We start from the raw sequence: 26,538 nt of genomic DNA, 5'->3' as shown, positions 1-26,538 counted from the left end.
ATGACTAAAGTTGACGGTGTGCTTTATTACGCCAATGATGTGTCGCAACCAGACAACTAAGGCTCTCGCCTATCGATGTTCGCCTGCGCGCGGATAATCGAATAGAAACTCACGATCGAGTTCGGCAATTGCGGGGCAACCAACATAGCGAAGTGTTTGATCGATATGACGACGGAACAGCTCCAGCAGGTGGCGTACGCCGCCCGAGCCGGCGGCTGCATGGGCATAGAGATAGGCATGCCCGATCAGAACTGCCCGCGCGCCTAGCGCGATGGCCTTGACCACGTCCGAGCCTCGGCGGATTCCCCCGTCGAGCAGGACCTCGATCTCATTGCCGACAGCGTCGAGGACAGCAGGCAGCATGCGCATTGTACCGGGGGTGCCGTCGATCGACATGCCGCCGTGATTTGATACGACTATGGCGGAAGCGCCAACGTCCACGGCTTTTCGGGCATCCTGCGGGTTCTGGATGCCTTTGACGATCACTGGACCACCAAAGGCTTCCTTTATCCAGCCTATATCCGACCAGGCAGGGACTGGACTGCTCGGGTTAAGGACAGACATGATGGCCCCGAACATGTCCATCTTCGTGCCGTCGCGCGTCATGCCCATCGGGCAGTCCAACTGCATGCCGTCCATGACGTAATCCCAGGCCCAGGCGGGCCTGGTCATAACTTGCGGCAAGAACTTGATCATGTGAGAGAGGCCGGAGCCGCCAACCAGATCGCGACGCTCGCTAAACAGACGTTCGCGCGGAATAGCTCCGGGAGTATCTACTGTAAGGATAATGGCTGCGCATCCGGCCTTCTTTGCACGTTCGATCGTGAATTCGATCGTGTCGCGATCGCCTATGAAATAGAGCTGGAAAAAGAATGGATTGCCTTTCGCGGCTGCGCCGATTTGTTCAACGGAATGCCCGCAAGCCGAACTGTGGCAGCTTATGATTCCGGCATCCGCCGCTGCGGCCGCGATCCCCGCTTCGCCATCCCTGTGCAGCATGCGGTTATTGCCGGTAGGCGCTGTCAGCACGGGCATCGACAATTTGTGACCGAGCACCGTCGTTTCAAGGCCAATATCTTCGTTGTAGACCGCCACATGGGTGTTGAATGTGGTATCATCAAAGGCTTCGAGATTTAGGTCCTGGGTTTTTGCGTTGCCAGAACCGCCAACGAGATATTGGTAAAGGGATGCGGGCAGGCGTCGACGCGCGAGTTCCTGCGCGTCTTGGACTGATAGAATCTTCGACATCGTGCTGGCCATTCCGCATCCTCCACCCAGGCCAACTGCCATCGCCTGGCAGCTGGCTCTCTCTCCGCTCCATCGTCTGGACCCTGCCTAGTGGTCCGATCCTGACATTTGCATCCCTATCGGCCAGGTCGCGCGCAAATGTCAGAATCTTTTCGGACCACTAGCAACTTTATGATTCTAGTGGATTTTACGATTTTGACATTTGCTACCGTGTTATCCGGATGGCGGGACGCAAATGTCAAAATCAATCCACTAGGTCGACGCGCCGTTCAGTCTCCGTCGCCAAGTTCCCTGGCGAAAGCGTCTATGACCGGGATGGGATCTAGATATTCTCGAAACTCTCTGACGAGGCCGTCCTCAAACTTGACAATGAAAACATAATCGTTCTCGTAATAACGCCCATCCGCCAGCTCGACATGAGATTTTGACGTGCCATAGACGACATTCGGCTCGTCGGTGTCATGCAGGTCAAGGTCGATCCAGCGAAATTGCCTGATGACCGAGAAGTTTTTCCTCGCGGAATTCACCCATTCAAATCGTCCCGTGGTTCTTTTCGGAAAACCGGAGGGGTGAAAGGGCGTCAGAAATTCGGCATCCTCCTTGAGCATCGGACCCCAAACATCGTAATCCTTGCCGGTCGCCATAAGTTCGATGAACTTCCGCGCAAGTTCCGTTTTACTGCTGCTCATAACTTATCAGCTCCTATCAGTTCAGGGTTCGCCTGAGCGGTTCCGCGCGATCTCCTTCTCGATGAAACCGCGCCGGCACGGGAGGTTCAGTATTTAAAGTTCACAGTAATTCCGTAGGTCGCGCCCATTCCGGTCGTCCGGCCAATCGTATCGCCGCCTTGAAGAATCGAGGTCAGATAATATTTGTTGAACAGGTTTCGGCCCCAGACTTGCGCGGTCCATTTCCCATTGGAACTCTCGATTCCGGCAAAGGCGTCCACGATCGTATAACCCCGGATCAGGAACGATGACTCTTCGCCGAACGTCGCATTTGTCGAGCTTTGATAGCGGGCGCTGCCGCCCAGATGGAGGTCGATCGCCGATGACATCGGCGCGACATAATCCACACCGCCCTGAAGCTGCCACTTCGGGGTGTTGGGCAACTGCTCTCCACGAATATTCTTCGGAGCACCGAGAGGTGTAAAGGCGTTGAACGAGGACACCACCCTGGAATCGATATAGGTCGCTGCCGCGCTGATAGTGAGCTCCTGTGTGGGACGGATTGTCGTCTCGAGCTCAAAACCTTGAATGCGCGACTTCGGGATTGCCACCAGCGCGAGTGACGGACCAAGCGCTGGGTTGGGCACGTAGCTGATCAGCTGCTTTCCGATATAGTCGTAATAAAATCCTGCACCGTTGAGGTTGATCACCCGTTCCGCGAGAGAAAGCTTGAAGCCAGCTTCATAGGCAAGCACCGACTCCTGCCCGATAGGATCGAACTGGCTGTCCACGAGGGCCACCACCCCAGGGAAGCCGCCGGATTTGTAGCCACGGGTGACGTTGGCGTAGAGCATGTTGTTCGCTGAGATTTTCCAGCTCAGGCCCGCGCGCCACGAAATATTGTCTTCCTGGAGCGACCTAACCACTGGTTGCGGCGCCGAGAAGCTTGGCGGGGCGACACCCGGTGCGCTCTCCAGATGCAAACTCAGGCATCCACCTGGCGCGAAGGAAACTGGAGGACTGGCTCCCAAAATGTTGTTTGCGAAATTCTGCAGAGCGGCCGACCACTGGCTGCCTACCGCGTCTCGCAAGCAGCCGCGGAAATTATCCTTGTAATTGGTATAGCGTACCGAACCCTGCGCGGTCAGATCAGGCAGAATCTCGTATTGCACGTCACCAAAAGCCGAAACGGTCTTGACCCGGTGCAAAAAGTCGCTCTGCGCATTGGCAAAACGGAAGCCCGCTATACTGGAATTGCTGCCAGCAAGCTGATATAGTTGGTTTTCATCTACCGAGTCATGGGAGTAATTGCCTCCCACCATCCACTTGAGTTGCTTTATGTCGCCCGCCAGGCGCAGCTCCTGGAAGACATTTTCGATGTCACCGCTGATGCGGAAATTGCCCTGCCAGAATCTGGTCGCATCGAGGTCAAAAGGGGCAGACTGCTTGTAGTGCGAATATGCCGAGATCGACGTCAGGGTTACCGCGTCCGAAAGCTGAGCTTCGCCCTTCAGCGAAATCTGCACAAAACTGTTTTTCTTGTGCAGGTCTGAACCAGGAGCGCCCTGCTGATAAAAAGCAGGCAAACCGGGCGCAAGCTCGACACCCCAGTCCGCCAAGCGCGGATTTCTCGGTGCCGGCTGCGTGTAAATAGGCGAAATCGCATTTACATACTCGGTGGCGCCCCCTGCCGCAGCAGGAAGCTGTGGCGACAGCGATTGAAACTGGAATGCCTGCGTCTCGCTCCTGTCACGCCAGCCGTTGAGGTTAAGCTCGAAATTCAGGCGGTCGCTCGGCTTCCAATCCAGCAGCGCGCGGGCCTGGGTGAAATCCCGGACCCCGAGGCGCTCGCCCGGTCGGGTCTGGCTGACCTGCCAGCCGTCGCGTGACTCGTGCCGCATCGCTAGGCGTCCGTTCAGGGTGCTGCTGATCGGCCCGCTGATAAAGGCTTCGATATCGGCCTGATTGAAGCGCCCATAGGTGAAGCTGCCGCCGGCCTGGAAATCATTGGTCGGCTTTGCCGCAACGAAGTTGACAGCGCCGCCAGTGGAGTTCTGTCCAAAGAGCGTGCCCTGCGGGCCCTTCAGCACCTCGACGCGCTCCAGATCGAAAGCGGCCCCCGATGCTTCCACGAGATATGGCAGCGGCACTTGATCGACATAGGCGCTTACCGCCGGGGTGAGGCTCAGCGAACTGTCGGTTACGCCAACACCGCGTATGATGAATGACGGGGCGCCGAATAAAGTCCGCGCGTACGAAAAGCCCGGCACCACCTTGACGAGATCTTCCGGCGCGACCACGCCGGCCTTCGCCAGAGTCTCGCCAGTTGCCGCCGTGATGGAGAGTGGCACGTCATTGATGCGCTCGCTGCGTTTTTGCGCAGTAACGATGATATCGCCGATCTGCCGCTCGTCCAGATCTGCCGTATCCGGCGCCTGCTGAACCACCGGGGCCGGCGGAGCCGACTGAGCGAATGCTGGCGTCACGAAAACCCACGCCGCCGAACTCGCCCGGAAAACGGCCAATGCACGCTTCATAATCCCCTCCTCTATTGGACTCTATTTTTTCTAACAACTCAATTGGCGCCCCACCCTCAGGCTAGCGCCCGAAGCGCGCCCCGAAATTGATTCAGAACATCGCATTACGAGCTGATCTTATTTTCTATGGCTATTATCTAATAGCATCGAAAATAAACGTCAAGCGGTTTAGGACAGCAGTGGTTGGGGCTGTGCGATGCAGCAAGGGCCGGCCACAATTCAAGTGAGGACGTCCGCGCAGGTGCACGCGCACGCCGCGGGCGCATCTGGCCAGAGCGGCGTGCCTCGCGATACGCGGCGGTCGCGATGGAGTCTTGACGCTCCCACCGCCAACAAAAAGAGGCTCGCCTTGGAGCGCGGGACTACTTGCTAGAAACCCGCTTTTTCGCTGCCCGAGTGCGGGCCACGCCGCTCTCGATCGACATGGTGGCCGGACTGGCCGTTCGCATTGCCGCTATACCAGCGAGAAGCGCACGCAAATTAAACTCGAACCTTTCGTCTTCCGACGATTTATGGCTCTTCGCCGTGATAGACCGCATCAATGGCACGTCCTCTGGAGGAAATGCCTTCACGACACGGCGGAGCGACGTTTGATAGTCTTCTCCGGTGCGAACTGCGAGCGCTTCGCGGATTTCTACCCTATGATACCAGGAGAAGACGAATTCCTGAACTGCCCGCGTTGCCCACCAAGCCGTCTTTTCATCGAAACCGGATTTTAGGGCCAGCCGCACCGACTGCTCCAGCCGTGGAACGGCAGCATTGATCGTTCGCTGAACAGCCACTTGTGCGAGGCCAGGAAACCGCTCATAGATGGCCCGCTGCGTGTGGGCGAAAGTATGAGCCCAATGAAACCAATCCCCTGTGCCGTCGGGGGGCAGCGGATAGTCTACGATAATGGCGTTTGCGACGAACTCGGCGAGCTCGTCCCGATCCTTGAAATAATGATAAAGCGCCGCGACGGAGACGCCCAGCATCTTGGCAACCCCGCCAAGGGTGAGGTCTGGCAATCCGATGGCGCAGGCCGCATCCAGGATCTGCTGATTGGTAAGTTTCGCCGGACGGCCACGTCGCCCACTCTTGTCGCTCTCGGTCATGCTGATCGTCCGGTGATAGTTGCAGTGCAATTCTAATGCCCTTGATAAGTCGTTTGACGATCCTTGCGCAAGGCACGTTCGAAGGTGCCAAAGGAGGACGTCGACATTTAAATCGCCAAAATGCGGTTGTGTAGGAAAGCTGACGGTGGGAAAGGCTTCGCGCAATGCGTGAGATACGCTTGCCCCGGCCCTGACGGGTTCTCGGGCGTCGATCGCAGCGTCCGGCTGTCAATGATTGCAGCGGTGGGCTCGGCCGGTGGCCCCGCCGCCAGGCACAGCACCGCGCGCAAATCGTCCACCAGTGCCTTAAAGCAGCCCGCCAGCCAGCGTTGCGTCTGCTGGTACACCGCCCGCCCAAGGCGGCAGATCGTTCGGCATCCACCGCCATGACGCGCCGGCCTTCACGATATACAGCCGCTAGGCTCTCGTCCGGCGGATCATTGCCCCGATTCGCTGGGGGTTGAGGGATGAGGAGAAGCTTCCCGTGACGGCATTATCCCAGCCATTGATCCACCCGATGGACCCTCGTTGTGACGTCAAAGCCCGATGGCACAAGGGGGGAAGCTTAGCAGACTCACTACTGTGCGAGGTTCGTTACTTGATCAGTTCCCGGATGGCGAAAGTCTGGTGGACACTGATCTTCGAGATGAAGACGCGTTGTTCCACCTGAACAAACTGCAGATCGGCGTCGGCAATGATCATGGGGTGGCCACTGAGGTGAATCGCTTCATGGTCATCGGTCCTGGCAGCATAGCAGACCACATAACAGCGGCCCTTCAGCTTGCCCTCGTCCACCAGTTCGACGGTCAGGTTGGAAACGACGTGCCGGGTGAAAAGATCAGATGGTCGTGCATCGAAGGAGGCGCGCACTTCATCGTGCCCGTGTCGCCAGCCTTCCATCCGTTCCCAGGCGCAATCAGGTGTCAAATAAGTCAGGATGTCGTCATAACGGCGCTGATCAAGCAGGGTCCAGATCGCATTGGTGGCAAGCGCCGCTCCTATATATGCTTCAGCTGCGACCATCTACCCCTCCCCCTCATTTTCTTCATCGCTGACACGGTTTTGCAATGTTCCGATCCCGGAGAGCGAAACCTCGACCGTGTCACCAGGCTTCATCCACAAAGGTGGCGTGCGCGCCCAGCCGACGCCTGCCGGTGTTCCCATGCTGATGACGTCGCCACTGCGCAGCGGTGTCCATCGGGAAACATAGGCGATGGCTGTCGGAATATCGAAGATCATGTCCCGTGACGTTGCCGACTGGACGATCTCGCCGTTGAGGCGCGTCACCAACTCGATCGCCGAGGCGTCTGCGACCTCGTCCGCCGTCACGATCCACGGCCCCATCGCGCTCGACCGGTAAAAATTCTTGCCGGCAGTGGGAGAGTGCGACTGATATTCGCGAACGCTTCCATCCATCAGACAGCTGTAGCCGAGCACATGATCCATCGCGCTTTCGCGCAGGATGTGGCGGCCCGGCTTGCCGATCACGATGGCGATTTCGCCTTCGAAATCGAAGGTGTCCGAGACGCGCGGCCGGATGATTGCCTGTTCATGGCCGATCAACGTATCGGGATATTTCGCGAACAATGGCGGACAGTCCCCTGCCTCCTGGTTCACCTCCTGCGCATGATCACGGTAGTTCACCCCCAGGCAAATCACCTTGGCGGTCGACGCGACAGGCGCAAGCAAAGTCACTGCCTCCAGCGCAATCTCCTCGCGCGCTCCTCCCAGAGCGCTCTCCAGCGTCGCACGATCCCAGGTCGCCAGATCGAACCGGACCTCCTCGGGCGACAGGCCGGACCAGCCCCCCACAACCACGACATGCCTTCCGTCGACGAGCCCCTGCCCGACACGGCCCTCATATTTGAATCTTACCAGTCGCATAACTCTCCCGTCGAAGGCCGAGCCTCCAAACTAAGCTCCCACAATACATCAAATGCCTGCGCTCAGGCAGCAGCGGGCGTCGTTGCGCTCGCGGTGGCGAGTTGGGACCGAATCCAACTGTCGGTTGTCGCGGAGAAATAGTCAGGCCGGTCGAACATGACCTGATGAGGCGCGCCTTCGACGAGATCGAGGGTGGTGGGTCCGCCGAGCCGCGCGAACACATCCCTGACCTGATCGGCGGGGAACAGCGGATCAGCGCCGCCGACGATCATCAGGTAGGGCTTGCTGTTCTTCTCGGGCGGCACGGGCGGATCGTAGGTCAGATAGGAACGCCAGCTCGCAAGATCATAATGCCAGCAGACGTTCGGATCCTCGTAGATCTTCTTCACCCGCTCGGGGTCGCCATAGTTCTTATCAAGGTCGAGAAACCGGAAGATATTGAACTGGATCGCGTTGCCAAACACATCGAGCATCTGCGCCACGCCCTCGCTAGCGAGTGCCGCGCGCGCATCGGCCATCCAGCCGGCGGCGGGGATAGCGATGCCCATGCCGACGCCACCAACCAGATGCGGGCTCTGCTCGAGCGCGAGGAAGGCGGGGCCACTACCGAGGCTTGAGCCCAGCGTGAACACCGGCAGGCCGGTGGTACGCGTGATGTGCTCGGCCAAGGTGAGCACATCCTCGATGTAAGCTTCTTGGGTGAACTGGCCGCGCGGCAGCGCGGAGCGACCGTGGCCTGGAGGGTCCATCGCCCAGATTTCGAGGCCCTTTTCGACGTGCATCGCGCAAAAGCCGGGATAGTATCCGCCATATCCGCCGATGCCCGGCAACAGGATCAGGGCATAATCGGCCGTGACGGCACTGCTGGTGTAGCGGTAGACCGGGATATGGCCAACGTCGAACTCTTCGGTGTGCGCGGTCATTCCGATTCTCCCCAAGCCACAACCCTCTGCTTGTCACCATGCTCGGCGAGCCAATTGGCGAGAACCTCATGGGGGTTGTCATCCTCCAGCGCGTCAATGCAAATGTCCGCAGGCCTTGCGATCTCGAACCAGCCACCATCGGGTTCGGTAATGTAGGCCGATAGGCAGGTGGGATGTTCGACAAGAACGAAAGGAATATTCTCGGCCTTCACCCGATCAAGGGTTTCCCAGAAGGTCACTTCGTCCCGGACGGTGCAGGCGCAATGGTCCATATAGCTGTGTTTGCGCTCATAATAAGGATATTTGTCGTTGTGGACCTGGAAGAACGCCAGATGGCTGCCATCGGCGAGTTCGAAGAAGGTATGGATATAATGTGATTCCGAACCGTCGATAGGATCGACCTCCACAACTTCGCATCCGACAAGCGGGACGCCGATTATGTCCTCGTAAAAATGCCGGGTGCGTTCCATGTCGGCAACTCGGAAGGCGTTGTGGAAATATTGCACGACGTCGATCCTTGCCTGCCGCAGCCGCCGCTGCGCTGCCCTCTCACGCGACGGAAGCGTCGGGGATGCTGTCATATCTGCCAAAACGCCTCTCCTAATCGAAAATCAACATGGATCGTCCCGCCTCCGCAGCGAGTCGGCCCTTATCACTTGCAGTTACGAACCGGCCATTCGCACGACTTGCCATCTTACCGGATCGGCTGCTTTACCTTATATTTCGATGATATTAGAAAAACAATAGGGAATTGAGTCGAGGGCGGGAGTGACCCAAGTTCCCCGCCTGTGGATAAGGTCGATTATCCAGACGTGTGAAGCGATAATTTGCCGTTATGCCATTCCAGCCGTTGACTCGCATATTTCAATGCTATTAAAAAAATTCAGATAGAATTGGCCGGGGAATATATGATGCGAGGGTTGATGCAGGATCGGCCGCTGATGATCAGCGATATCCTGTCCCATGCGGTTGCGGCGCATGGCGATCAAGAGATTGTCTCGCGGCTCGTTGACGAGCCGATCTGGCGCTACGATTATGCCGCTTGCGCGGCGCGTGTCGCGCAAGCGGCCCATATGCTGGAAGCGCTGGGTATCGGTCCAGGCGATCGGGTCACTTCACTGGCCTGGAACACTCATCGCCATTTCGAGCTTCTCTACGCCGCGCCCGGCATCGGGGCGGTGCTCCATACCGCGAACCCGCGCCTGAGCGAGGATCAGATCCTCTATACGATCAATCACGCAGGCAGCAGCATCCTGTTCTTCGAACGCAACTTCCTGCCGCTGATCGAGAAATTCCGCACCCGACTGCCTGCCGTTCGCCGATTTGTCATGCTGTCCGATGCCGAGCGGCTCGATCCGGGCGAGGTCGACGCCGAAAGCTATGAGGTCCTGATAGCCGGATATTCAACCAAGTATAACTGGCCCGCATTTGACGAGAACAGCGGCGCCGTCCTCTGCTACACCTCGGGAACCACGGGCGATCCCAAGGGCGTGCTCTATTCGCATAGGTCGATCGTTCTGCATGGCATGGCGGGGGGATTGAGCGGCGCTCTGGCCCTATCCGCCTTTGATTGCGTCATGCCGTGCGCATCGTTGTATCATTGCACCGCCTGGGGTCTTCCCTACGCGGTCGCAATAAATGGCTGCAAGCTCGTGCTGCCCTGCGACAAGATGGACGGACCGAGCCTCCACGAACTGATCGTCAACGAAAGCGTGACTTTCAGCGGGGGCGTGCCGACGATATGGACGATGTACCTCGCCTTCCTCGAACAGACCGGACAATCCACGGCGATGCTCAATCGCGTCGTCATCGGCGGATCGGCCGTCCCGCACGCCATGGCCGAAACGTTCAAACGCAAGCATGGCGTCAGCGTTCGCCAGATCTGGGGCATGACCGAAACCAGCCCGATCGGCGTGCTTTCAACGCCGACCCCGCAGCTCGCTGCGATGGGGGAGGATCAGCTCGACGAGGTCCTATGGACTCGGCAGGGCCGGCTGCAGTTCGGCATCCAGCTCAAGATCGTCGACGATGAGGGTGTGGAATTGCCGCGCGACGGCGAAAGCGCGGGCCGGCTCTTGGTGCGCGGCCCGTGGGTGATCGATAGCTACTTCAAAAGCGACGCACCCGGTGCCGATGCCGATGGCTGGTTCGACACCGGGGATATTGCCACGCTTGATCGACTCGGTTTCATGCGGATCACCGATCGCGCCAAGGACGTCATCAAATCAGGCGGCGAATGGATCAGCTCGATCGACATCGAAAATGCTGCGGTGGCCTGTCCCGGCGTGCGCGTGGCCGGTGTGATCGGCGTTTACGACCCGAAGTGGGAGGAGCGCCCCCTTCTCGTCGTCGAACCGCATCCCGGCGCCACCGTCACGCCCGAGGGGGTGCGGACCTTCCTTTCGGAGCGGATCACCCGATGGTGGTTGCCTGAGACGATCCTTGTCGCAGAGGTGCCGCTCACCGCGACCGGTAAGGTCGACAAGAAGCGCCTGCGCGACACCTATGCCCGGTCACCCATGCAGGTTGGCGCATGACCAAATGAAGCTCGCTGCCGCAAGTTGCGACCTCAGTGAACTGATCGCGGTCGATGAAAGGGCGAGCCGGTGGCAGCGATTGCCTTTTGACTGTCCTACGCAATTGACCGTCACGCTCGCCGCCGCCGAGAAAATTGGCTTGCTCACGACATCGGCTTCCACAGCTTCTGCGGAAAACCTGGCCCTCGTTTTTGGGACGTGGCGCGCGCGCTGCGTCATTGGCGACTCAGTCGCTCAATCCGTTGAGTCGTGAGGCCAGATGCGCTTACTTGATCGGGAATAGAGTGCGGCACGGAAGTCCGCCATATATACTTATTATATTAGAAAATTTGATTGACCCCCTCGACCCGCAAGCTTAGTTGGTTCCAGTCCGGCGTTTAGGACGCATTTAACGGTTCGTACGTGGAAGGATTTTCAATGAGCGCTCAAGACAATGTCGACATTGTGAAGGAGTTCTGGGCAGCAGGTGGCCGCGGCGATCTGAACGGTCTGCTGGCGGTGGCGGCCGAAGATATAGAATGGATTTTTCCCGGTACCGACTGGCCTCTCGCTGGCACGTGGCGGGGGCATAAGGGCGTAATGGACTTGCTTACCGCGCATAACGACAAAATTGAAATTACGTCCACCGACATACGCGAATTTGTTGCGCAGGGTGACCGGGTGATGGTTATCGGGGTAGCCCATGGAAAAATGAAATCCACGAATAAGCCGTTCGAGGACCATTTTGTTTTCGCGATGACCGTTCGGGATGGCAAGGTTACAAAAATCCGGGAGTATATCGACACTCAGGCGCTGGCGCGGGCCTACGATCCCGCGTAAATCCAGGCTTGCGCGTTTCGAGGCCGGCTGCGCACCGCGACCTGATGCGGTTTAAGCGGCACCTGTGCCTCGAGGTTCAAGAACCGCGCACTCGAACAACGACAAAACCGCTGCTCCACCTCCGCTCCCGAAGTTGTGAAAGCGGGGAATAACCGATGCGGCCCGAATAGATGTAGAGACGCGTCTGTCGGCAAGCGTACGCGGCAAAATGCTGTGACAAACGCGGTTGGTTGATTTCGCGACCATTGGGAGAAGCGATATGCTGCAAGACAAGGTCATAATCGTCACCGGAGCAGCTTCGGGTATCGGTCGTGCCTCGGCGGTGCGTTTCGCCGAACTGGGTGCCTATGTAGTAGCCGTCGATCGGTTACCAGCAGTCGAAGCGACCGCCGCTGCGATCGCCCGCGGAGGCGGCAAAGTGAAGTATATGCAGGCGGACATCAGCGATGAAGCGCAGGTTAAGGCGTTTGTCGACTTAGCGCTTAATGTGCAAGGTAGGCTCGACGGCGCGTTCAACAATGCTGGCGTCATCCAAAAAAGTTCCCAGCTGCATGAAATCGACCTAGCCGAATGGCGCCGAGTGAATGCGATCAACACCGACGGGACGTTCCTGTGCGTGAAGCACGAAATCAACGCAATGCTACAGACGGGCGGCGGCGCGATTGTCAACACGTCATCAGTACTCGGCCAGATCGCGGTCGCGCTAAACGGCGCCTATACCGCGTCGAAGCATGCCGTAATCGGGATCACCCGCTCCGCCGCCATCGAATATAGCGGACGTGGCATCCGCGTGAACGCGATCCTGCCGGGAGCGATCGAAACCGATATGTTCCGCGCAGGGCGGAACGACCCCCAGACGGTTGCTCAGATCGAGGCGATCGAGGCCGCGCACCCAATCGGGCGCGTGGCCCAACCTGTCGAGGTGAGCGAGATCGCCGCCTGGCTGTTATCCGACGCGTCCAGCTACGTCACCGGCACGGCGATACCTGTGGACGGCGGCTACACTGCGGCATAAGCGCGTGAAAGACCTCACCAAACGGCTGCTACTTGTTTCCGCTTGTCGATCCGCACAAGCCCTCAGCGCCTTTTTCTCCCTCGCCGGGCCGAACTGCCCGGGATTTATCACCCTTCGCCGGGTTCCTCTCCATTATTAATTTAATATATTAAATAATACGTGACAGCGATGCGATAAATCCATAAGACTTGGCTCGATCGACGACAAGTCGCTGCAAATCCGGTCTTGCCGGGCGAGCCGCACTGCAGCGCGGAAAGCCGTTTCCTTCGCGGGCGTGATGGCTGTGCGTTGGCGGAGCGTACCTCAAGGTGTGACTAATGATCTGTAAAGGGGAGATTTTGCGATGATCTGGGGTCCAGATGGAAAGAAAGGGGCGGTTCTCTTTTCCTTCGACAACATGGGTGAGGCCGCCGATCTTGAAAACGGCGTATGGCCTCCGGAAGAGCCTGTCGGCCGCCACAAGTCAGTGTATGAGACGCTGCCCTTTCTTTTAGGCACGATGGCAGAATATGGCTTGCGGGCTACTTTCTTTCTCGAAGCCTGGAATGCCGATCACTACCCCGACGCGGTGCGTTCGATTGTCGATGCCGGCCACGAGATCGGTAGCCACGGTTATAGACACGAACGCTGGTTCACTTTGCCCGAGGACCGGCAGCTCGCCGCCCTAAGACACGCGCATGAGCGGTTTGCGGCGATAGGCGTGCGGCCGCGGGGATTTCGTCCCCCCGGCGGAGTCGCCTCTGCGGCGACAGAGGCGCTGATGGCCGAACTGGAATATCTCTATATTTCGCCGGTACGTGGCGGTTATGGCGTTCGAAACAGCTTAGTGGTCTTGCCAACCCGACCGGAATGCTCCGACGTGAGCTATTACGCAAAGGCGTTTCGTCAATTTCGCGATCCCGCGGCAAGGGGCGCTACTGACAGCGACACGTTCGTCGATGCCCACAGGAGGATGCTGGATAGTTTGGCTGAAAGCGGGGACATTCAGTCATCGACTTGCCATGTGACAACACCGCTGGATAGCCTTGAGCGCCGCGACGCGTTCCGGCGGATCGTCGAGATGACGGTGGCGGACGATCGTCTCTGGCATCCTACCTGCGTCGAAGCGGCCGACTGGATGTCGCAGCGAGAGATGCCTGCGGTCCCCGACAGCGGCTTCGAGCATTGGGACCCGAGAGTATTCTTCACGGGCGAGTTACTAGCGGAGTAGCGTTGGCTTAGCTGACGGCGACTTTACTACGGTGCTGCGTTGAGCGGCCACACTATAGGTGCGAGCCCGGCCGCTACGTCGCTTGGCTCACCCTCAGGAGCAGATCATGTCGGACCGAATTCACCAAACCACCGGCCTGCGCACCGAGGTGCGCCAGGACGGACATCTGCAGCTATCGCTCGAGACGTCTGAAATCGAGCGTCCCGCTCCGGACGAGATCATCGTCGAGATGGCGGCGGCTCCGCTGCATCCAGCCGACATCAGCTTACTCCTTGGGCCAGCCGATCTTTCGTCAACGGTCGCGATCGGACACGGCGTACAGCGCACGCTGAGCGCGACAATAGCGCCGGAGCGGATGGCAGGGCTTGCAACCCGCGTGGGCAAGTCTCTTTCCGTCGGAAACGAGGGCTCGGGCGTCGTCGTTGAGGCAGGTCAGGCGCAGAAACACCTCGTTGGAAAAAACGTGGCGGTCATGGGCGGAGGGATGCTGACGCAATACCGCAAAGTGCCGATTTCCGACGCTCTGCCCCTCCCTGATGGTGTGCCGGTCACATCTGGAGCAGCGGTTCTAATCAATCCGCTGACCGCATTGGCCATGCTCGAAACTATGCGCGACGAGGGACACACGGCGCTCGTTCATACGGCCGCAGCGTCATCCCTAGGTCAGATGCTGAACCGCATCTGCCTCGAGGACGGCGTCGGTCTCGTTAACGTGGTGCGACGACCGGAACAGGCCCAAATGCTGAGACAACAGGGTGCACGCCATGTCTGCGACAGCTCCTCTCCCGACTTCGTCGCAGAACTAAGCGCGCTGATCGCAGAAACCGGTGCGACGCTCGCATTTGACGCCGTAAGCGGCGGAAGCCTGGCAAGCCAGATACTCGCGGCTATGGAACGCAACGCGTTGGCTAGCCTGCACGGATACAGCCGCTACGGTTCGAAGGTCCGCAAGCAAATCTATTTCTATGGCGGAATGGATTCGCGTCCGACCGAGCTCAACCTTTGGGCTTACGGAATGACCTGGAGTGCCGGTTCGTGGCTGATCTTCGACCAACTTCCGCAAATGGCGCCGGAGCGGAGCGTTTCTTTGCGGGAACGGATATCCAGGGACATGCTCACCACGTTCGCTTGCGACTTCGCTGGCGAACTGTCGTTGAGCGAACTTCTCGATCCGGAAAACCTCAAGCGGATCGCTGCTCGAAGTACCGGTCAGAAATATCTTATCAACCCGTCAATCGGACTGGAGAGATGACCCGTAGGCTTTGTGCGACCGCCCCTCCCGGCACGGTCGCACAAAACTGCGCTTTGCGAGGTCGATCGCAAGAATGTGAACGTCGATCACCTGCTCCTCCCTCTCCAGCGCAATGTCGCGGTGGTCTGGCATCATAAGATGCCGCTGAAGGAGCCATCTATCCCATCGGTTCAAAACCCGCGATGGGGTCTTGCCAAGTCGGAAAAAGATGCGACTAGCACGCGGACCGCGCGATGCGTTCGGGTTCCTTGGCCCTTGGGGAAATCATGTTACTCAGTTGAACTGAACCAAGTCCTTAAAGATCAGCCGACCCCAGCTATTTCCGCGAGCCTGCACGAGTAGTCCCCCTTCGGACAGTCCGCCTAGTTTGACCGGCGAGAAGCCAAGCTTTTCCGCAAGAGCGCTGATCTCCGTTGCAGCGTCTTCATCGTCGCTCGCCAGGAACACCACTCTCTTGCCGCCCTTTACGGCCGGGTCTTGCCCAAGCGTGGCAGCGATCAAATGATTGAAGCCCTTAACAAGTCTTGCATGGGGGAAGGTCTGCTCTACGAACTTCGAAGAAGGCTGGCCTCCAAGATCCTCGGGCGGCACGCCGTAGGCGTTGCTGACATCGATGATCGTCTTCCCCTGCCAGGTGGGAAGCGCCTTCGCGACTTCCGGAATAGACTCGAAACGTACCGCCAGGAAGATGATGTCCGCCTTGACCGCTTCCGCCAGCGTTGTTGCAATTACCTTGGGTCCGATTGCGGCGGCAGCGGATGCAAAGCTCGCAGGAGCGCGCGTGGATGCAACGGAAACTTCGATGCCCTTGCGGGCGAACGCCTTGGCCAGGGCCTGGCCGATGTTCCCAAAACCGACGATTGCGTAGCTCATAAATATCTCCTTGAAGGAGGCCTTCGCGAGGCTCCCAGCTGAGTGACTATGGAATAATCAACCGAAGCGCCCGGCCGGGAAAAGCGGGTCGGACCGACCGGGCGCAACGCGTCAGAGCTGTGCCAGACCGCCGTCGACGGCGACCTCGCTGGCGGTCATGAAGCTGCTGTCCGATGATGCGAGAAAGGCAGCGGCGGCCCCTAGCTCCGAGGGCTCTGCCATGCGCTGGAGCGCAGTCATCGAGCCGTAAGCCTTCTGGCCTTCCTCGCCGAGCGCTGCCTTCGCGAGCTCGGTCGCCGTCGGCCCAGGCGACAGCACGTTCACTCGGATACCCGTGCCCTTCAGGTCCTCCGCCCAGGTCCGCGCGAGGTTGCGCACCGCCGCCTTGCTCGCGCTATAGGCGGTGAACCCCGGGGCACCCGTGGTGCCGGCGCTCGATCCGGTGAGGATGATCGAACCGCCCTCGCCCATCAGCGGCAACGCCTTCTGGATCGTGAAAATCGTACCCTTCACGTTGGTGTCGAAGGTTTCATCGATGTGTTCGGCAGTAATCTCGCCTAGCTTAAGCGGACCTCCCGCCCCGGCATTGGCAAAGACGATATCAAGAGCCCCGCGCTCGCCCTTCACCCCGGCGTATAGCCGATCAAGGTCAGCTTCATCGGAAACCGAGCCCTTCACTGCACGGGCATTGGGGCCCAGAACCGCCAAGGCGGCGTCGAGGGCCTCCTGTCGACGCCCGAATATGAAAACAAAGGCGCCCTCCTCGACGAACCGCTTCGCGGCGGCAAGGCCGATTCCGGTGGCGCCGCCGGTAATCACTGCGGTCTTTCCATTCAGTCTGGTCATGTCATGCTTCCTTCAATGGAGTTGAGCGACAGCCGGGAAAGGCTTATCTGCGAGCTTTCCCAAGACTCTCCCCAAGGCTCCGCCTTTGGTCGTTCGGGGACGTTCCCGAGAACCTCTACATAGGCACTCCAGGGTCAGGCACTGAGTGAGCAAACGCGCACAACCATGGTGCAAAAGCGATCCACTGCTGCACGACGCCGACTGCTTTCATGAGCCGATACCCATACAAACCGGGCCGTAGTTGCTCGACTAACGCTGTTATCGCCTCCATTGTTGCTATACGGTGCTAATAGGCGGGTTTAGAAGGCGCACCGTGCGGTGCCGGATTGCACCATGATTGACTGGGATGACGTTCGCTATTTTCTTGCGGTGGCACGGGGAGGTTCTGTGCGAGCTGCCGCCAAAAACCTCGGGGTGAATCATGCGACGGTGCTACGGCGCATTGCGCAACTCGAGAAACGCCTCAGGGTTCAGATGTTTGAGAAGCTGCCTTCAGGCTATCGCCTAACCTCTGCGGGCGAGGAGGTTCTCGAGCTGGCAAATCAGATGGAAGCGTCATCGCACCAACTGGAGACCCGCGTCTTCGGCCGCGACCAGAGTGTCCAGGGGCTTCTGCGGGTGACGTTGCCGCCGCCCTTGGCTGGGCATCTTCTCATGCCAGACTTCGCGGAATTCGTGCGGCTGCATCCGGGCATCGAAATGGAGATATTGTCGTCCGGCGAACTGGCGAACTTGACCAACCGAGAGGCAGACGTGGCGATCCGGGTCGTCTACGACCGCGAAACGCTGCCACTCAACCTTCACGGACTGAAGGGGCCGCCGTTGTTTGGCGGCTTCTACATGTCCTCCGATCGGCTCGCCAAGTGGGATGCCCGCCCACCGGATTCCAAGTGGATCGCCATAAGTGGGCACGGAGTGCCTGACTGGACCCGCGAAGGAGAGGCCCACACCACGGGCGCTCCGTTCCGAACCACGGATTTTGAAGCGCAGATTGCGGCGGTGCGGCACGGTATCGGCATCACGACTCTGCCATGCTTCGTCGGAGATCCCGATCCTCTGCTACGAAGGGTGCCTGGCACTGATCTACACTTGTATGGGCCGGTCTGGCTTCTCACACACGGAGAGACACGCAAGACGAAACGCGTACAGCTTTTCACTGAGTTCTTATCGCGCAGGCTTGCCGCCTACGCGCCGCTCCTCGCGGGGCTCTCCACATCGCGCGGCTGAAGCCGGGTCTACGGGCGCAGCCGATCCCATCGCGGGTCTGCCTCGACTGAACAAGCCGTTTGGATTGGCCCAACTGGTGCAAGCATTGCATGAACTGGGTGACCTTAAGCAGCCCTGATGGTTGTGTATACCGAATCTGCGTGCCAGCTCATGCGGTACCGCTTACCGGGCGCAAAATCCTGTTCGGCTCCGATTCCAAGCGCGAAAAATTCTTGCTGCCACGATGGTGACTTCCCGGGGAGGATGGATCAAGCAATATCACAAATTGCGGCTTCGGTTCCGACCCATCCCGGCCGTCGAGGCGGTCAATTCGAGTCCTCAGCTGCGGACGTTCCGTTTTCTGAAAGCTCCTCCTATTGAGGGTCAATCACAACATTCCTGTTTCGAAGCCAGCCAGATTGTATGGATCACGTCCTCGCCATCGACGAGGGCTGCCACGCTGACCTCTTCAACATCGAAATGCGCGTTTTCAAGGCGTGAAACGAAGGCATCATCCGCGTAAGCTGACCAGACGGCCAATATTCCCTTGGGCCTCAACGCGGCGTGGGCAGCGCGCAGCCCCCAATTGCAGTAAAGGCGTTCATTTGCCAGGTGGATCAACCCGTCGGGTCCGTTGTCGACATCCAGCAGGATGGCATCGAACTCCGACCTCTCCCTGGCGATCACATCATGTACGTCGGCCATCTCAACCATCACGCGGGAATCCGAGAGATAATCATGGAAGAGATGCGACAAAGGCCCGTTCGCCCACGTCACAATCTCCGGCACGAGTTCCGCGACCGTTATGGCGCCTGTGGATGACAAAGATCGCAAGGCCGCGCCCAGGGTGAAGCCCATACCCAATCCGCCGATAAGGATGCGGCTGTCCCGATGCTGCAGGCGGCCACAGGCAAGGGTGGCAAGAGCTTCTTCTGAATGACGGACCTGATTGCCCATCAGTTCATTATCCCCGAACCTGATGGAATAATCCTCGCCGCGCCGCCATAGTTGCAACCTTCCTCCATCAGGAAGTTCTGCCTCGCCGATCAATTCGACGGCGTCGTCGGGCATGGATAACATTGCGCTGTTTTCCTGTGGTGATATTGCTCGCATAGGCGCTAGGAGCGCCACTTATAGCCACGATGCCAAGGTGAAGATTTCCTGACGCCAGGCGCGGCCAATTCTATGAGGCGGCAACAGTTTACTTGGTTGCATATTGTCCGGGTTCGGCCTTGAACACATCTCGTGCAAAGTTCCGTACAGCGGTTGCCGTCTTAAATGTCTCCTCCTGCATGTGGGAGGTCACAAGCGGATAACCCTGCGAATTATAGCGTGTTTCACGGACAGTGAGCCGGAAATTACCATCCTCATCCTTTGTAATCAAAAAGGGGCGGATTGCTTCTCGGCTCATTGCTGTTCCTAATTCTGGAGAGAGGCCGACAGCGTGAGATGCCGCCGACGCATGATGGTCAGCCAATCATCGCTGCCACGATCCGCTTCAATTCATTGGTCGAGAGCGTCGTCGATCGAGTGGGAGAGAAGAGGTCTTTGCCCTCCTTGCCGAAAGGCATGTGGATGATCGCACGTGTGCTGATCTGTGTAACAATATTCATCTTAAGTCCTCGCGGCTGCTGCCGCATTCAATTTCAAGTTCGTTGGTTGACCCTGCGTCTGACTTCGAGCGGATTGGTGCTCGCTATCCGTCTGACCAGGGGGATGCTTCGCATATTGGCTTCGGTGGAAATCCGTATGTTCCCACGCATATCCTGTTCACGGGCGGCTTCGCCTCCCGTGAGGCCTCGCATGGCAAACTAATGCCCGCAGGAGCGGCCTCCCAGCCTGCCCGCCACAGTTTTACGCTGCCTGGAGGTTGACCGCCGAGGTTTTGCCCCGCTGATCCTTCTCCAGATCATAGGTGACGCGCTGATCCTTTTCGAGGGTGCGCATGCCTGCGCGTTCAACGGCGGAAATATGCACGAACGCGTCATTGCCTCCGTCCTCGGGAGCGATGAAGCCATAGCCCTTGTCGGCGTTGAAGAATTTGACTGTTCCGGTGATCATGCTCGGTCTCCTTGTCGCATGTCCTGCGAACGCGCGACCATTCGCGCATCCCGGCTTAAAAGAGGCAATATAGGGACAAAGGCGAACCGAAGCGGCCCGATATCCGTCAAAACGCGACGTTCAGCGAGGCGTTGATAGCACAGGTGGAAGGAAATGCAAATCCAGGTGATCGGAACGGTCGCGCCACCGGCTGCGATCTGCCGGGTGATGAGACTGAGACGTTCTGTTTACTCTGGGCGCGCAGCTTCATCCCGCCTGGCTTGCGCAAGCGCATCGTGCAAAGTCGAGTATCGCCAGTCACGATAATGGTAGCGATATGTCGGCACTTTGGTGATGCCATAGCGAGCCATGAGTTCGGTTTCGTTTGTAGAGGCAACGGTCATTTTCTCTCCGATCTCGATGAGCGTTGACTGGCTGGATTACTGGCGTCCGCCGGTAGCGGGGCAAGCGAGGAGCCTCACCGCATTTTCCACAATCGAGTATCCTGCCGGGTCGGCGATTGCCAAATCGAGCGGCCGAGCGCCCATCGACGAATTATGCGTGTTCAAGAAGCGGATTGCTTCCTCGTGCCCGAGAAGGACAAATGCAAGATGGGTGATCAAACCCTGCCGCCGCGCCTGGTCAGGAGAGATCCGCGTCTCCCGGTTGACGAACGCTCGCCTTCGCGGGCGGGAGGGTGTGGTTGCATCCGATGTCATGCCGAAACAAACAGAGCTGCTGTCTGGCCAAACTGTTCCGCCCAAGGCAGCCAACCGACCGAAGCAGTCGCATTTTTCGAGGAGAGCAAGTCGAAGATCTGAGCGCCGATAATGCCGGCTGCGAGCAAGTGCTTACGGCGCGCCCGCTCACTGACCGCGCCAGCAGCGCACATGAGCGAAATCTGATGCTCGGTATAAAGTTGATTGAGATCCATGATCCACTCCCTGGTAAGCGGGAGCACGATTGTCTCTCAGTCAAGAACGCCTACGTTGCCTTGCTCTTGATCTGTGCCATATAGGCTTAAATTAATATTCTACAACCATGGCAGCTCAAAGAGCGCAGGAAACAACATATGGTGAAATACAAGTTTGTTGAGCCGATAAACAAATAGGCGCCTTTCTCAACGGATTGATGAGAATCTGAGCGGCAGTCCACTTGACGATCGAGAGCGTCGAGGCCTGCGCGCTGCGGGATGCGCAGCCTGTCACGAAGCGCCTCAACTGCGTCCATAATTCCTGCGCGGGGATGAGCTTGTTATTGATCCCGGCAGGGCGCATATCATGGTCATGGACAGTCGGATTTGCGACTGCCAGTTCGCAAATTGGCAGTGCTGGCTTCCGCTTGTGAAAGCGACAATTTGGTCGCGGACCAGCGCAAGGAAAGGCGGACCCAAGCCATGACAGCCAAAGACGTGAAATTCGCGCACGCAGCCCGTGAAGGTATCGCGCGCGGTGTCGATATCCTCGCCAATGCCGTGCGCGTAACGCTCGGCCCCAAGGGGCGCAATGTCCTGATCGACAGGAGCTTCGGGGCGCCCCGGATCACCAAGGATGGGGTTACCGTCGCCAAGGAAATGGAATTCAAGGACAAGTTCGAGAATATGGGCGCGCAGATGATCCGCGCTGTAGCATCGAGAGCGCATGATCATGCCGGCGACGGCACCACGACCGCGACTGTCCTCGCCCAGGCGATCGTTCGAGAAGGGATGAAGTCGGTATCAGCCGGCATCGACCCGATGGACCTCAAGCGCGGCATCGACCTGGCCGTCACCGCCGTCGTTGCCGAACTTAAGGCACGGTCCAAACCCGTATCGAACAATCAGGAAATCGCCCAGGTCGGCATCGTTTCGGCCAATGGCGATGAGGTCGTCGGCAACCGGATTGCCGAGGCGATGGAGAAGGTCGGCAAGGAGGGCGTGATCACCATCGAGGAAGGGGCGAGCGTCGACTTCGAGCTGGATGTGGTCGAGGGCATGCAGTTCGATCGCGGCTATCTGTCGCCCTATTTCGTCACCAACAGCGAGAAGATGGCGGTCGAGTTGGAAGACCCTGTCATCCTGATCCACGAAAAGAAGATGGGCAATGTGCAGGCGATGCTTCCCGTTCTGGAAGCGATCGCGAAAGCGCACCGGTCGCTGCTCATCATTGCGGAGGATATCGAGGGGGACGCGCTGTCGACACTGGTCGTCAACAAGCTGCGCGGGGGTCTGAAGGTCGCCGCGGTCAAGGCGCCCGGTTTTGGCGATCGCCGCAAGGCGATGCTGGAGGATATCGCCATATTGACGGCAAGCACTGTCGTCACCGAGGATCTCGGTATCAGGCTGGAGGATGTCACGCTGGACAGGCTGGGCACCGCCAAGCGCGTGACGATCACCAAGGATGACTGCACAATCGTGAATGGGGCCGGAAATCCGGATGCTATCCAGGCGCGCGCCATGGCACTCCAGGCACAGATCGAAACCACCACGAGCGACTATGACCGGGAAAAGCTGCAGGAACGTCTTGCCAAGCTGGCCGGTGGCGTCGCCGTCATCAAGGTCGGCGGATCATCCGAGCTGGAGGTCAAGGAACGCAAGGATCGGGTGGAAGATGCTCTGCACGCGACCCGCGCGGCGGTGGAGGAAGGCATTTTGCCGGGCGGCGGCACCGCCCTCCTTTATGGGTCGAAGGCACTGGATGGCCTTGCCCCTGTCAATGACGACCAGCGGCGTGGCATCGACATCATCCGCTGGGCGCTCCAGGCGCCGCTCCGCCAGATTGCGGAGAATGCCGGATATGACGGTGGGGTGGTTGCCGGCCGACTGCTGGACGGAAGGGACGAAAATATGGGCTTCAACGCGCAGAGCGAGCAATATGAAAACCTCTTCCAGTCCGGTGTCATCGATCCCACCAAGGTTATCCGCACGGCCTTGCAGGACGCGGCCTCCATTGCCGGGCTGCTGATCACCACCGAAGCGGCGGTGGCCGAATGGGGCGGACCCGACGAATAGATGCAGGTCCCCCGGACATTTCATGTTACAACCCGTCATCACCCCGATCATGCCGCAGGCATGTTGTGACAGAGAGACTATCGTGCTCCCGCCTGCATACGGGAGATAGCGCGATGTCCGACAATCCGCCCCACGCTCGCTCTGCCCACGGGACGCCGTCATGACCATCCGCACAACACGCAAATCGATGACATTTTCGGCGCCCTTCCACCTACCGGGTTTCGAAGCGCTTCTGCCCGCTGGAACCTATGTGGTCGAAACGGATGAAGAGGCGATAGAAGGCCAGTTCCGTACGGCCCTTCGACGGACAGCGACCACCGTGCGTATCCAAATCGGCGCCACCATTGAACACCACCAGGTCGATCCCCAGGATCTGGAGGCCGCATTGCGCCGAGATCGAGATGCCGCGCGAGGCATATTGGCTCCAGCTGATCCGCCGGCGGAGCAGACCCGACCCTCTGATGGCCCTCCGCCCCGGGACTGGCGTTGGGTTCCTCTGTGGGTCCGAAACGCGCGCGCCGATAGGAGGCGGTAGATCAGTCATGCCCAACAGTTCAGCAATGTGCACGCAGCGCGCAGCGCATCATCGGCAGGTTGCTGCCGCCGCCTCGCTTGAGAATGTGCGGGCGATTGCGCTTGCGGCAGCCACCGCTTGGGACATTCAGGCCAAGGAGGCGGTCGCGCGCGAAGCAGGAAAGCCGGATATGCTCAGCGCGGATGACGCGGCGATAGCTCTGGAATTTCAGCTGGAGGACGAGGAAGAGGCGCGGATGTGCGCCAGCGATAAGTTGGACAAGGCCTATTAAGACCCCCGCTACAGTCGTGATGGGACCACATATGACAATTCAGATTGAGCAATTCGGCACCTGGTTGATAGGCCAGCATGGCCGGCCGGGCTGGATAGGAGACTTGGCGCGGTCGGCGGCAGGCGACCGGACGTTTCCGCGGTCGGGCGACCCCGAGAAGGTGCGCGGTCATCTGAACCGGATTCACGCGGAAGCAGATATGTTTGAAGCGCTGGAGGATGCTGAATCTCTCTGGTTCGGTTTTGGACGACACTGATTCCAACTGCCTGGGACACCGACCCCTTCGGCCGCTCCGGATCACACTTGTTCCTTGCCGTTCATGATGAAACCGCAAACCAAATTACTTCTTGAAGGAGCGCCAAAATGGCCAAAAGTCAGAAAAGATCGAACCGCGAAGTTCGTAAGCCCAAGGCTGCAAAGCCCAAGAAGCACAATGCATCCAACCCTTCACAAAAGCTCGGCGGACTGCATATTGTAACCTTGAAAAGCTGAGAGCCTTTTCGCAGGGCGGACCCGCGAATTAACGACCTTTTGCCACCGCTAAACGGCCAAATTTGCTTTTCCAATTGTGGAATAACGGCCGTTTCCTTCGGAGCACGCGCCATCCAGCGTGGCTTGGAGCGCGCTTGATCTGCTATATTCCGGTCGTGTCCCGAGTGGCTCGACGGTAGCGAAGCTGACCCGACGCGCGCTCATCGATCAAGCGCGGTAGCGGCCGATCCGTTTCGCGGTTACGCTTGGCCCGTATTTTCTCGGGATATGCCATCATGTTGCGCCGGCCTGAACAGGCTAATCTAAACCTTGAACAAGCACGCGATCTGCGCGCTGCGGGCATTTCCTATCGCGAGATTGCGCGCAGGCTGGCGCTCACATCCAGCCAACTTCGACTTATCCGCCGGACGTTGAGTCGGGCGAAGGCTGCGCAGACACGCCTGCGCTCAACGACGCCGATGGCCACCGATCGGGATCTATCGATTGCCCGCTCCGTTTTGCCCTCCGGGCTAAGGGAGCAGTTGAAGAAAGCTGGATATCGAACGCTCGGCGATCTCGCCGACAGCCTCGCTGATCCTCAATTCCAGGGTTTGGAGACGCTTCCGGGCATAGGTCCATACAGAGCCAGGCTGGTGCAGAGGTTGCTGGATCATTTTGATCTGCTCCCCGGTCCGGTTGATTTGCAGGCTGCCGTGGAGGCCTTCTTTCCCGAATTCCGGGATACCATATCCCAGAACCATCTTGGGGATCGCGCATCCTGCCCGATTACGATACGAGCACGCAAATGCCGAACGACGCCTTCCTGAACGATCTCGCGAACGGTGGTTCGGCGGAGACGCTTCTCGCCACGATACTCAAATATCATCCCGACCTGCGGGCGCCGATCGACGTCGTGGCCATAGCCCACCGCGCAGGCATCACCGAGGTCCGTGATCTTGAAACGGATGCTTTTGCGAGCGCGCTGATCACCAACATGGCGAAAGGAGAAGCGGCCATTCTTTGTGCGCCAGGCCTCTCGGCACAGCGTCGCCGCTTTGCCATCGCACATCAACTCGGGCATTTTCTCCTCGGTGGGCAGCCTGTGGACAGGCAGTGTCGCAATCGCGACCTTGCGGAGACAAGGCGTGACACTCCGACCCGCAAGGCAGAAATGCATGCTAACCGCTTTGCTGCAGGCGTTCTGATGCCCAAACCGCTGTTCGTTGCATCGGTAGCAGGTCTGGGAAAGCCGACGGTTACACATCTGCCAGACATTGCCGCCACTTACCATGTCACGCTTGAAGCCGCCGTCACCCGTTACGCCGATCTTACACAGACGATGTGCGCATTTCTTTTCGTCAAGGATGGTGTCCTGCGATACGCTCGCCCGTCGCGCTTCTTTCCGGCACTCTCCATCCAGGCAGGAGATCCAATACCAGCCTCCGTCAAGTCTGCTACGCCGAACGACCGAATTGCCTGGCTGCCAGCGGAGGCGCGGGACTGGATTCAGATTTCGCGGCACACCCGCCAGCCCAGGTTGACAATGCAGATTCTGAGCAAGGCCAATGGATTTCAACTCGTGATGCTGTTCGTGAATGCCGCCGCAGAGCGCCGCGCCGACGAAGAGGCAGAGAAGGAAGCAACGGAAAAGCCCAGCTTCGGTCAACGCCGATAGCACATCATTCGACTATGTCGCCAATTCCGGCATGATCCAATAAATCAGGAATGAAAGCGTGACCAGAAAGCGCAAATCGAAACTGCCCGCGCAGTGGCAGGTTTACAGCAATGCGAACCGCAAGCCGATAAAGCGATCCGGTGTCGCCATCTGGAAATATGCGGTCTGGGCTATCGTGCTGACCGTGCTTGCTGCGATTGCCTTCTTTCCCGAAAATATCCTGCGCCTTTTGTTGTGACGCCTGCTCGCGTGGTCCGCAAGAAGCTGGCGTTTCATGGGTGCGTCGCCCTGAGCCAGGTCGAGCAACAACTCCGCAAGGCGTTCGGCGCCCAAAGCCGCTAGGTTTTTCACGTTCACGGTCTTTTCGGAAGCCATGAGCATTCCATGCGGGATGCCGAACGCAACCGTCACGCTCGAGGGCCTGCGCCATTGCATGATACGGTAT

At 58.7% G+C, this 26,538-nt stretch carries 30 protein-coding genes and 1 pseudogene; 13 read left to right on the top strand and 18 right to left on the bottom strand.

From position 1 onward, the window contains the following. Positions 1-69: 69 nt before the first annotated feature. The 9 genes and pseudogenes from RUH75_RS11240 to RUH75_RS11200 form a co-directional block, all read right to left on the bottom strand. On the bottom strand, positions 70-1,260 hold the full coding sequence (locus tag RUH75_RS11240) for an alpha-hydroxy acid oxidase (protein WP_313805842.1): 1,191 nt from the start codon (positions 1,258-1,260) through the stop codon (positions 70-72). Between the two features lie 257 nt (positions 1,261-1,517). Then, positions 1,518-1,937 carry a PhzA/PhzB family protein gene (locus RUH75_RS11235; protein ID WP_313805840.1) on the bottom strand — a complete coding sequence of 140 codons (420 nt, stop codon included), beginning with the start codon at positions 1,935-1,937 and terminating at the stop codon, positions 1,518-1,520. A gap of 86 nt (positions 1,938-2,023) precedes the next feature. Further along, positions 2,024-4,453: a TonB-dependent receptor gene (locus RUH75_RS11230; protein WP_313805838.1), complete on the bottom strand. Its 2,430-nt coding sequence runs from the start codon at positions 4,451-4,453 to the stop codon at positions 2,024-2,026. A 362-nt stretch (positions 4,454-4,815) separates the two neighbouring features. Beyond that, positions 4,816-5,547, bottom strand: a complete 732-nt coding sequence (locus RUH75_RS11225; RefSeq protein ID WP_313805836.1) for a TetR/AcrR family transcriptional regulator — start codon at positions 5,545-5,547, stop codon at positions 4,816-4,818. Positions 5,548-5,729: 182 nt separating this feature from the next. Continuing rightward, a pseudogene (locus tag RUH75_RS11220) lies at positions 5,730-5,958 on the bottom strand (transposase); the annotation flags it as partial. A gap of 183 nt (positions 5,959-6,141) precedes the next feature. Then, positions 6,142-6,570, bottom strand: a complete 429-nt coding sequence (locus RUH75_RS11215) for a nuclear transport factor 2 family protein (protein ID WP_313805834.1) — start codon at positions 6,568-6,570, stop codon at positions 6,142-6,144. Next, positions 6,571-7,431, bottom strand: a complete 861-nt coding sequence (locus RUH75_RS11210; protein ID WP_313805832.1) for a fumarylacetoacetate hydrolase family protein — start codon at positions 7,429-7,431, stop codon at positions 6,571-6,573. Positions 7,432-7,493: 62 nt separating this feature from the next. After that, positions 7,494-8,354: an alpha/beta hydrolase gene (locus RUH75_RS11205; RefSeq protein WP_313805830.1), complete on the bottom strand. Its 861-nt coding sequence runs from the start codon at positions 8,352-8,354 to the stop codon at positions 7,494-7,496. Continuing rightward, positions 8,351-8,935 (bottom strand): VOC family protein, encoded by a 585-nt coding sequence (locus RUH75_RS11200; protein WP_313805844.1) that lies wholly within the window; start codon positions 8,933-8,935, stop codon positions 8,351-8,353. Before RUH75_RS11200 ends, RUH75_RS11205 begins: the two co-directional genes overlap by 4 nt. Positions 8,936-9,262: 327 nt before the next feature. Between RUH75_RS11200 and RUH75_RS11195 the strand changes: the two genes are divergently transcribed. From RUH75_RS11195 to RUH75_RS11170, 6 genes are all read left to right on the top strand, one after another. Continuing rightward, positions 9,263-10,891, top strand: a complete 1,629-nt coding sequence (locus tag RUH75_RS11195; RefSeq protein ID WP_313805828.1) for a long-chain fatty acid--CoA ligase — start codon at positions 9,263-9,265, stop codon at positions 10,889-10,891. Between the two features lie 4 nt (positions 10,892-10,895). Next, entirely contained in the window at positions 10,896-11,144 is a 249-nt protein-coding gene (locus RUH75_RS11190) for a hypothetical protein (protein ID WP_313805826.1), read from the top strand. A 164-nt stretch (positions 11,145-11,308) separates the two neighbouring features. Then, positions 11,309-11,710, top strand: a complete 402-nt coding sequence (locus tag RUH75_RS11185) for a nuclear transport factor 2 family protein (RefSeq protein ID WP_313805824.1) — start codon at positions 11,309-11,311, stop codon at positions 11,708-11,710. Between the two features lie 259 nt (positions 11,711-11,969). Then, the gene (locus RUH75_RS11180) at positions 11,970-12,725 is read left to right on the top strand and encodes an SDR family oxidoreductase (RefSeq protein WP_313805822.1); all 756 of its coding nucleotides are present in this window, start codon (positions 11,970-11,972) and stop codon (positions 12,723-12,725) included. Between the two features lie 343 nt (positions 12,726-13,068). Continuing rightward, positions 13,069-13,935 (top strand): polysaccharide deacetylase family protein, encoded by an 867-nt coding sequence (locus RUH75_RS11175; RefSeq protein ID WP_313805820.1) that lies wholly within the window; start codon positions 13,069-13,071, stop codon positions 13,933-13,935. A gap of 106 nt (positions 13,936-14,041) precedes the next feature. Next, entirely contained in the window at positions 14,042-15,187 is a 1,146-nt protein-coding gene (locus RUH75_RS11170) for an NADH oxidase (RefSeq protein WP_313805818.1), read from the top strand. Positions 15,188-15,460: 273 nt separating this feature from the next. Here RUH75_RS11170 and RUH75_RS11165 read toward each other — a convergent pair whose 3' ends face one another. Both RUH75_RS11165 and RUH75_RS11160 read right to left on the bottom strand, forming a co-directional pair. Further along, entirely contained in the window at positions 15,461-16,066 is a 606-nt protein-coding gene (locus RUH75_RS11165) for an NADPH-dependent F420 reductase (RefSeq protein WP_409592347.1), read from the bottom strand. A 105-nt stretch (positions 16,067-16,171) separates the two neighbouring features. Beyond that, positions 16,172-16,906 carry an SDR family oxidoreductase gene (locus tag RUH75_RS11160; RefSeq protein WP_313805814.1) on the bottom strand — a complete coding sequence of 245 codons (735 nt, stop codon included), beginning with the start codon at positions 16,904-16,906 and terminating at the stop codon, positions 16,172-16,174. Between the two features lie 333 nt (positions 16,907-17,239). Between RUH75_RS11160 and RUH75_RS11155 the strand changes: the two genes are divergently transcribed. Next, positions 17,240-18,133, top strand: coding sequence for a LysR family transcriptional regulator (locus RUH75_RS11155; RefSeq protein WP_313805812.1), 894 nt, complete (start codon positions 17,240-17,242; stop codon positions 18,131-18,133). 363 nt (positions 18,134-18,496) lie between these two features. Here RUH75_RS11155 and RUH75_RS11150 read toward each other — a convergent pair whose 3' ends face one another. From RUH75_RS11150 to RUH75_RS11130, 5 genes are all read right to left on the bottom strand, one after another. After that, positions 18,497-19,183: a spermidine synthase gene (locus RUH75_RS11150; protein ID WP_313805810.1), complete on the bottom strand. Its 687-nt coding sequence runs from the start codon at positions 19,181-19,183 to the stop codon at positions 18,497-18,499. A gap of 130 nt (positions 19,184-19,313) precedes the next feature. Further along, the gene (locus tag RUH75_RS11145) at positions 19,314-19,589 is read right to left on the bottom strand and encodes a hypothetical protein (protein ID WP_313805808.1); all 276 of its coding nucleotides are present in this window, start codon (positions 19,587-19,589) and stop codon (positions 19,314-19,316) included. Next, positions 19,582-19,725 carry a hypothetical protein gene (locus RUH75_RS11140; protein WP_313805806.1) on the bottom strand — a complete coding sequence of 48 codons (144 nt, stop codon included), beginning with the start codon at positions 19,723-19,725 and terminating at the stop codon, positions 19,582-19,584. Before RUH75_RS11140 ends, RUH75_RS11145 begins: the two co-directional genes overlap by 8 nt. Positions 19,726-19,966: 241 nt before the next feature. Beyond that, positions 19,967-20,173 (bottom strand): cold-shock protein, encoded by a 207-nt coding sequence (locus RUH75_RS11135; protein WP_313805804.1) that lies wholly within the window; start codon positions 20,171-20,173, stop codon positions 19,967-19,969. Between the two features lie 694 nt (positions 20,174-20,867). After that, complete coding sequence (locus RUH75_RS11130; protein WP_313805802.1) at positions 20,868-21,086, bottom strand: hypothetical protein; 219 nt, start codon at positions 21,084-21,086, stop codon at positions 20,868-20,870. A gap of 462 nt (positions 21,087-21,548) precedes the next feature. Here RUH75_RS11130 and groL point away from each other — a divergent pair, with 462 nt between their 5' ends. Further along, on the top strand, positions 21,549-23,141 hold the full coding sequence (gene groL / locus RUH75_RS11125) for a chaperonin GroEL (RefSeq protein ID WP_313805800.1): 1,593 nt from the start codon (positions 21,549-21,551) through the stop codon (positions 23,139-23,141). A 211-nt stretch (positions 23,142-23,352) separates the two neighbouring features. On the opposite strand, the gene RUH75_RS11120 is transcribed toward groL, so the two are convergent. Next, positions 23,353-23,685 carry a hypothetical protein gene (locus tag RUH75_RS11120; RefSeq protein WP_313805799.1) on the bottom strand — a complete coding sequence of 111 codons (333 nt, stop codon included), beginning with the start codon at positions 23,683-23,685 and terminating at the stop codon, positions 23,353-23,355. A gap of 16 nt (positions 23,686-23,701) precedes the next feature. Here RUH75_RS11120 and RUH75_RS11115 point away from each other — a divergent pair, with 16 nt between their 5' ends. The 5 genes from RUH75_RS11115 to RUH75_RS11095 all read left to right on the top strand — a co-directional run bounded on the left by RUH75_RS11115 (position 23,702) and on the right by RUH75_RS11095 (position 26,093). Next, complete coding sequence (locus RUH75_RS11115) at positions 23,702-23,947, top strand: hypothetical protein (protein ID WP_313805797.1); 246 nt, start codon at positions 23,702-23,704, stop codon at positions 23,945-23,947. 31 nt (positions 23,948-23,978) lie between these two features. Then, complete coding sequence (locus tag RUH75_RS11110) at positions 23,979-24,203, top strand: hypothetical protein (RefSeq protein ID WP_313805795.1); 225 nt, start codon at positions 23,979-23,981, stop codon at positions 24,201-24,203. A 107-nt stretch (positions 24,204-24,310) separates the two neighbouring features. Further along, complete coding sequence (locus tag RUH75_RS11105; RefSeq protein ID WP_313805793.1) at positions 24,311-24,439, top strand: hypothetical protein; 129 nt, start codon at positions 24,311-24,313, stop codon at positions 24,437-24,439. A 245-nt stretch (positions 24,440-24,684) separates the two neighbouring features. Then, positions 24,685-25,245 (top strand): hypothetical protein, encoded by a 561-nt coding sequence (locus RUH75_RS11100; RefSeq protein WP_313805791.1) that lies wholly within the window; start codon positions 24,685-24,687, stop codon positions 25,243-25,245. Next, positions 25,224-26,093 carry an ImmA/IrrE family metallo-endopeptidase gene (locus RUH75_RS11095; RefSeq protein WP_313805789.1) on the top strand — a complete coding sequence of 290 codons (870 nt, stop codon included), beginning with the start codon at positions 25,224-25,226 and terminating at the stop codon, positions 26,091-26,093. The genes RUH75_RS11100 and RUH75_RS11095 overlap by 22 nt, the downstream gene beginning before the upstream one ends. Before the next feature lie 102 nt (positions 26,094-26,195). Here the strand turns inward: RUH75_RS11095 and RUH75_RS11090 are convergent, their stop codons facing one another. Next, entirely contained in the window at positions 26,196-26,468 is a 273-nt protein-coding gene (locus RUH75_RS11090; protein ID WP_313805787.1) for a DUF6880 family protein, read from the bottom strand. Positions 26,469-26,538: the final 70 nt, after the last annotated feature.

The organism is Sphingobium sp. (genome assembly GCF_032153725.1).
Classification (GTDB): Bacteria; Pseudomonadota; Alphaproteobacteria; order Sphingomonadales; family Sphingomonadaceae; genus Sphingobium.
This window is presented reverse-complemented; position numbering and strand designations above follow the sequence as displayed.

Coding starts and splice junctions, on each gene's coding strand:
- RUH75_RS11155 (WP_313805812.1), top strand. CDS start 17,240: ATGATTGACTGGGATGACGTTCGCTATTTTCTTGCGGTGGCACGGGGA.
- RUH75_RS11195 (WP_313805828.1), top strand. CDS start 9,263: ATGATGCGAGGGTTGATGCAGGATCGGCCGCTGATGATCAGCGATATC.
- RUH75_RS11190 (WP_313805826.1), top strand. CDS start 10,896: ATGAAGCTCGCTGCCGCAAGTTGCGACCTCAGTGAACTGATCGCGGTC.
- RUH75_RS11180 (WP_313805822.1), top strand. CDS start 11,970: ATGCTGCAAGACAAGGTCATAATCGTCACCGGAGCAGCTTCGGGTATC.
- groL (WP_313805800.1), top strand. CDS start 21,549: ATGACAGCCAAAGACGTGAAATTCGCGCACGCAGCCCGTGAAGGTATC.
- RUH75_RS11185 (WP_313805824.1), top strand. CDS start 11,309: ATGAGCGCTCAAGACAATGTCGACATTGTGAAGGAGTTCTGGGCAGCA.
- RUH75_RS11230 (WP_313805838.1), bottom strand. CDS start 4,453: ATGAAGCGTGCATTGGCCGTTTTCCGGGCGAGTTCGGCGGCGTGGGTT.
- RUH75_RS11170 (WP_313805818.1), top strand. CDS start 14,042: ATGTCGGACCGAATTCACCAAACCACCGGCCTGCGCACCGAGGTGCGC.
- RUH75_RS11090 (WP_313805787.1), bottom strand. CDS start 26,468: ATGGCTTCCGAAAAGACCGTGAACGTGAAAAACCTAGCGGCTTTGGGC.
- RUH75_RS11175 (WP_313805820.1), top strand. CDS start 13,069: ATGATCTGGGGTCCAGATGGAAAGAAAGGGGCGGTTCTCTTTTCCTTC.
- RUH75_RS11205 (WP_313805830.1), bottom strand. CDS start 8,354: ATGACCGCGCACACCGAAGAGTTCGACGTTGGCCATATCCCGGTCTAC.
- RUH75_RS11160 (WP_313805814.1), bottom strand. CDS start 16,906: ATGACCAGACTGAATGGAAAGACCGCAGTGATTACCGGCGGCGCCACC.
- RUH75_RS11140 (WP_313805806.1), bottom strand. CDS start 19,725: ATGAATATTGTTACACAGATCAGCACACGTGCGATCATCCACATGCCT.
- RUH75_RS11225 (WP_313805836.1), bottom strand. CDS start 5,547: ATGACCGAGAGCGACAAGAGTGGGCGACGTGGCCGTCCGGCGAAACTT.
- RUH75_RS11120 (WP_313805799.1), bottom strand. CDS start 23,685: ATGACTGATCTACCGCCTCCTATCGGCGCGCGCGTTTCGGACCCACAG.
- RUH75_RS11095 (WP_313805789.1), top strand. CDS start 25,224: ATGCCGAACGACGCCTTCCTGAACGATCTCGCGAACGGTGGTTCGGCG.
- RUH75_RS11130 (WP_313805802.1), bottom strand. CDS start 21,086: ATGGATCTCAATCAACTTTATACCGAGCATCAGATTTCGCTCATGTGC.
- RUH75_RS11115 (WP_313805797.1), top strand. CDS start 23,702: ATGTGCACGCAGCGCGCAGCGCATCATCGGCAGGTTGCTGCCGCCGCC.
- RUH75_RS11235 (WP_313805840.1), bottom strand. CDS start 1,937: ATGAGCAGCAGTAAAACGGAACTTGCGCGGAAGTTCATCGAACTTATG.
- RUH75_RS11110 (WP_313805795.1), top strand. CDS start 23,979: ATGACAATTCAGATTGAGCAATTCGGCACCTGGTTGATAGGCCAGCAT.
- RUH75_RS11215 (WP_313805834.1), bottom strand. CDS start 6,570: ATGGTCGCAGCTGAAGCATATATAGGAGCGGCGCTTGCCACCAATGCG.
- RUH75_RS11150 (WP_313805810.1), bottom strand. CDS start 19,183: ATGCCCGACGACGCCGTCGAATTGATCGGCGAGGCAGAACTTCCTGAT.
- RUH75_RS11240 (WP_313805842.1), bottom strand. CDS start 1,260: ATGGCCAGCACGATGTCGAAGATTCTATCAGTCCAAGACGCGCAGGAA.
- RUH75_RS11210 (WP_313805832.1), bottom strand. CDS start 7,431: ATGCGACTGGTAAGATTCAAATATGAGGGCCGTGTCGGGCAGGGGCTC.
- RUH75_RS11105 (WP_313805793.1), top strand. CDS start 24,311: ATGGCCAAAAGTCAGAAAAGATCGAACCGCGAAGTTCGTAAGCCCAAG.
- RUH75_RS11200 (WP_313805844.1), bottom strand. CDS start 8,935: ATGACAGCATCCCCGACGCTTCCGTCGCGTGAGAGGGCAGCGCAGCGG.
- RUH75_RS11135 (WP_313805804.1), bottom strand. CDS start 20,173: ATGATCACCGGAACAGTCAAATTCTTCAACGCCGACAAGGGCTATGGC.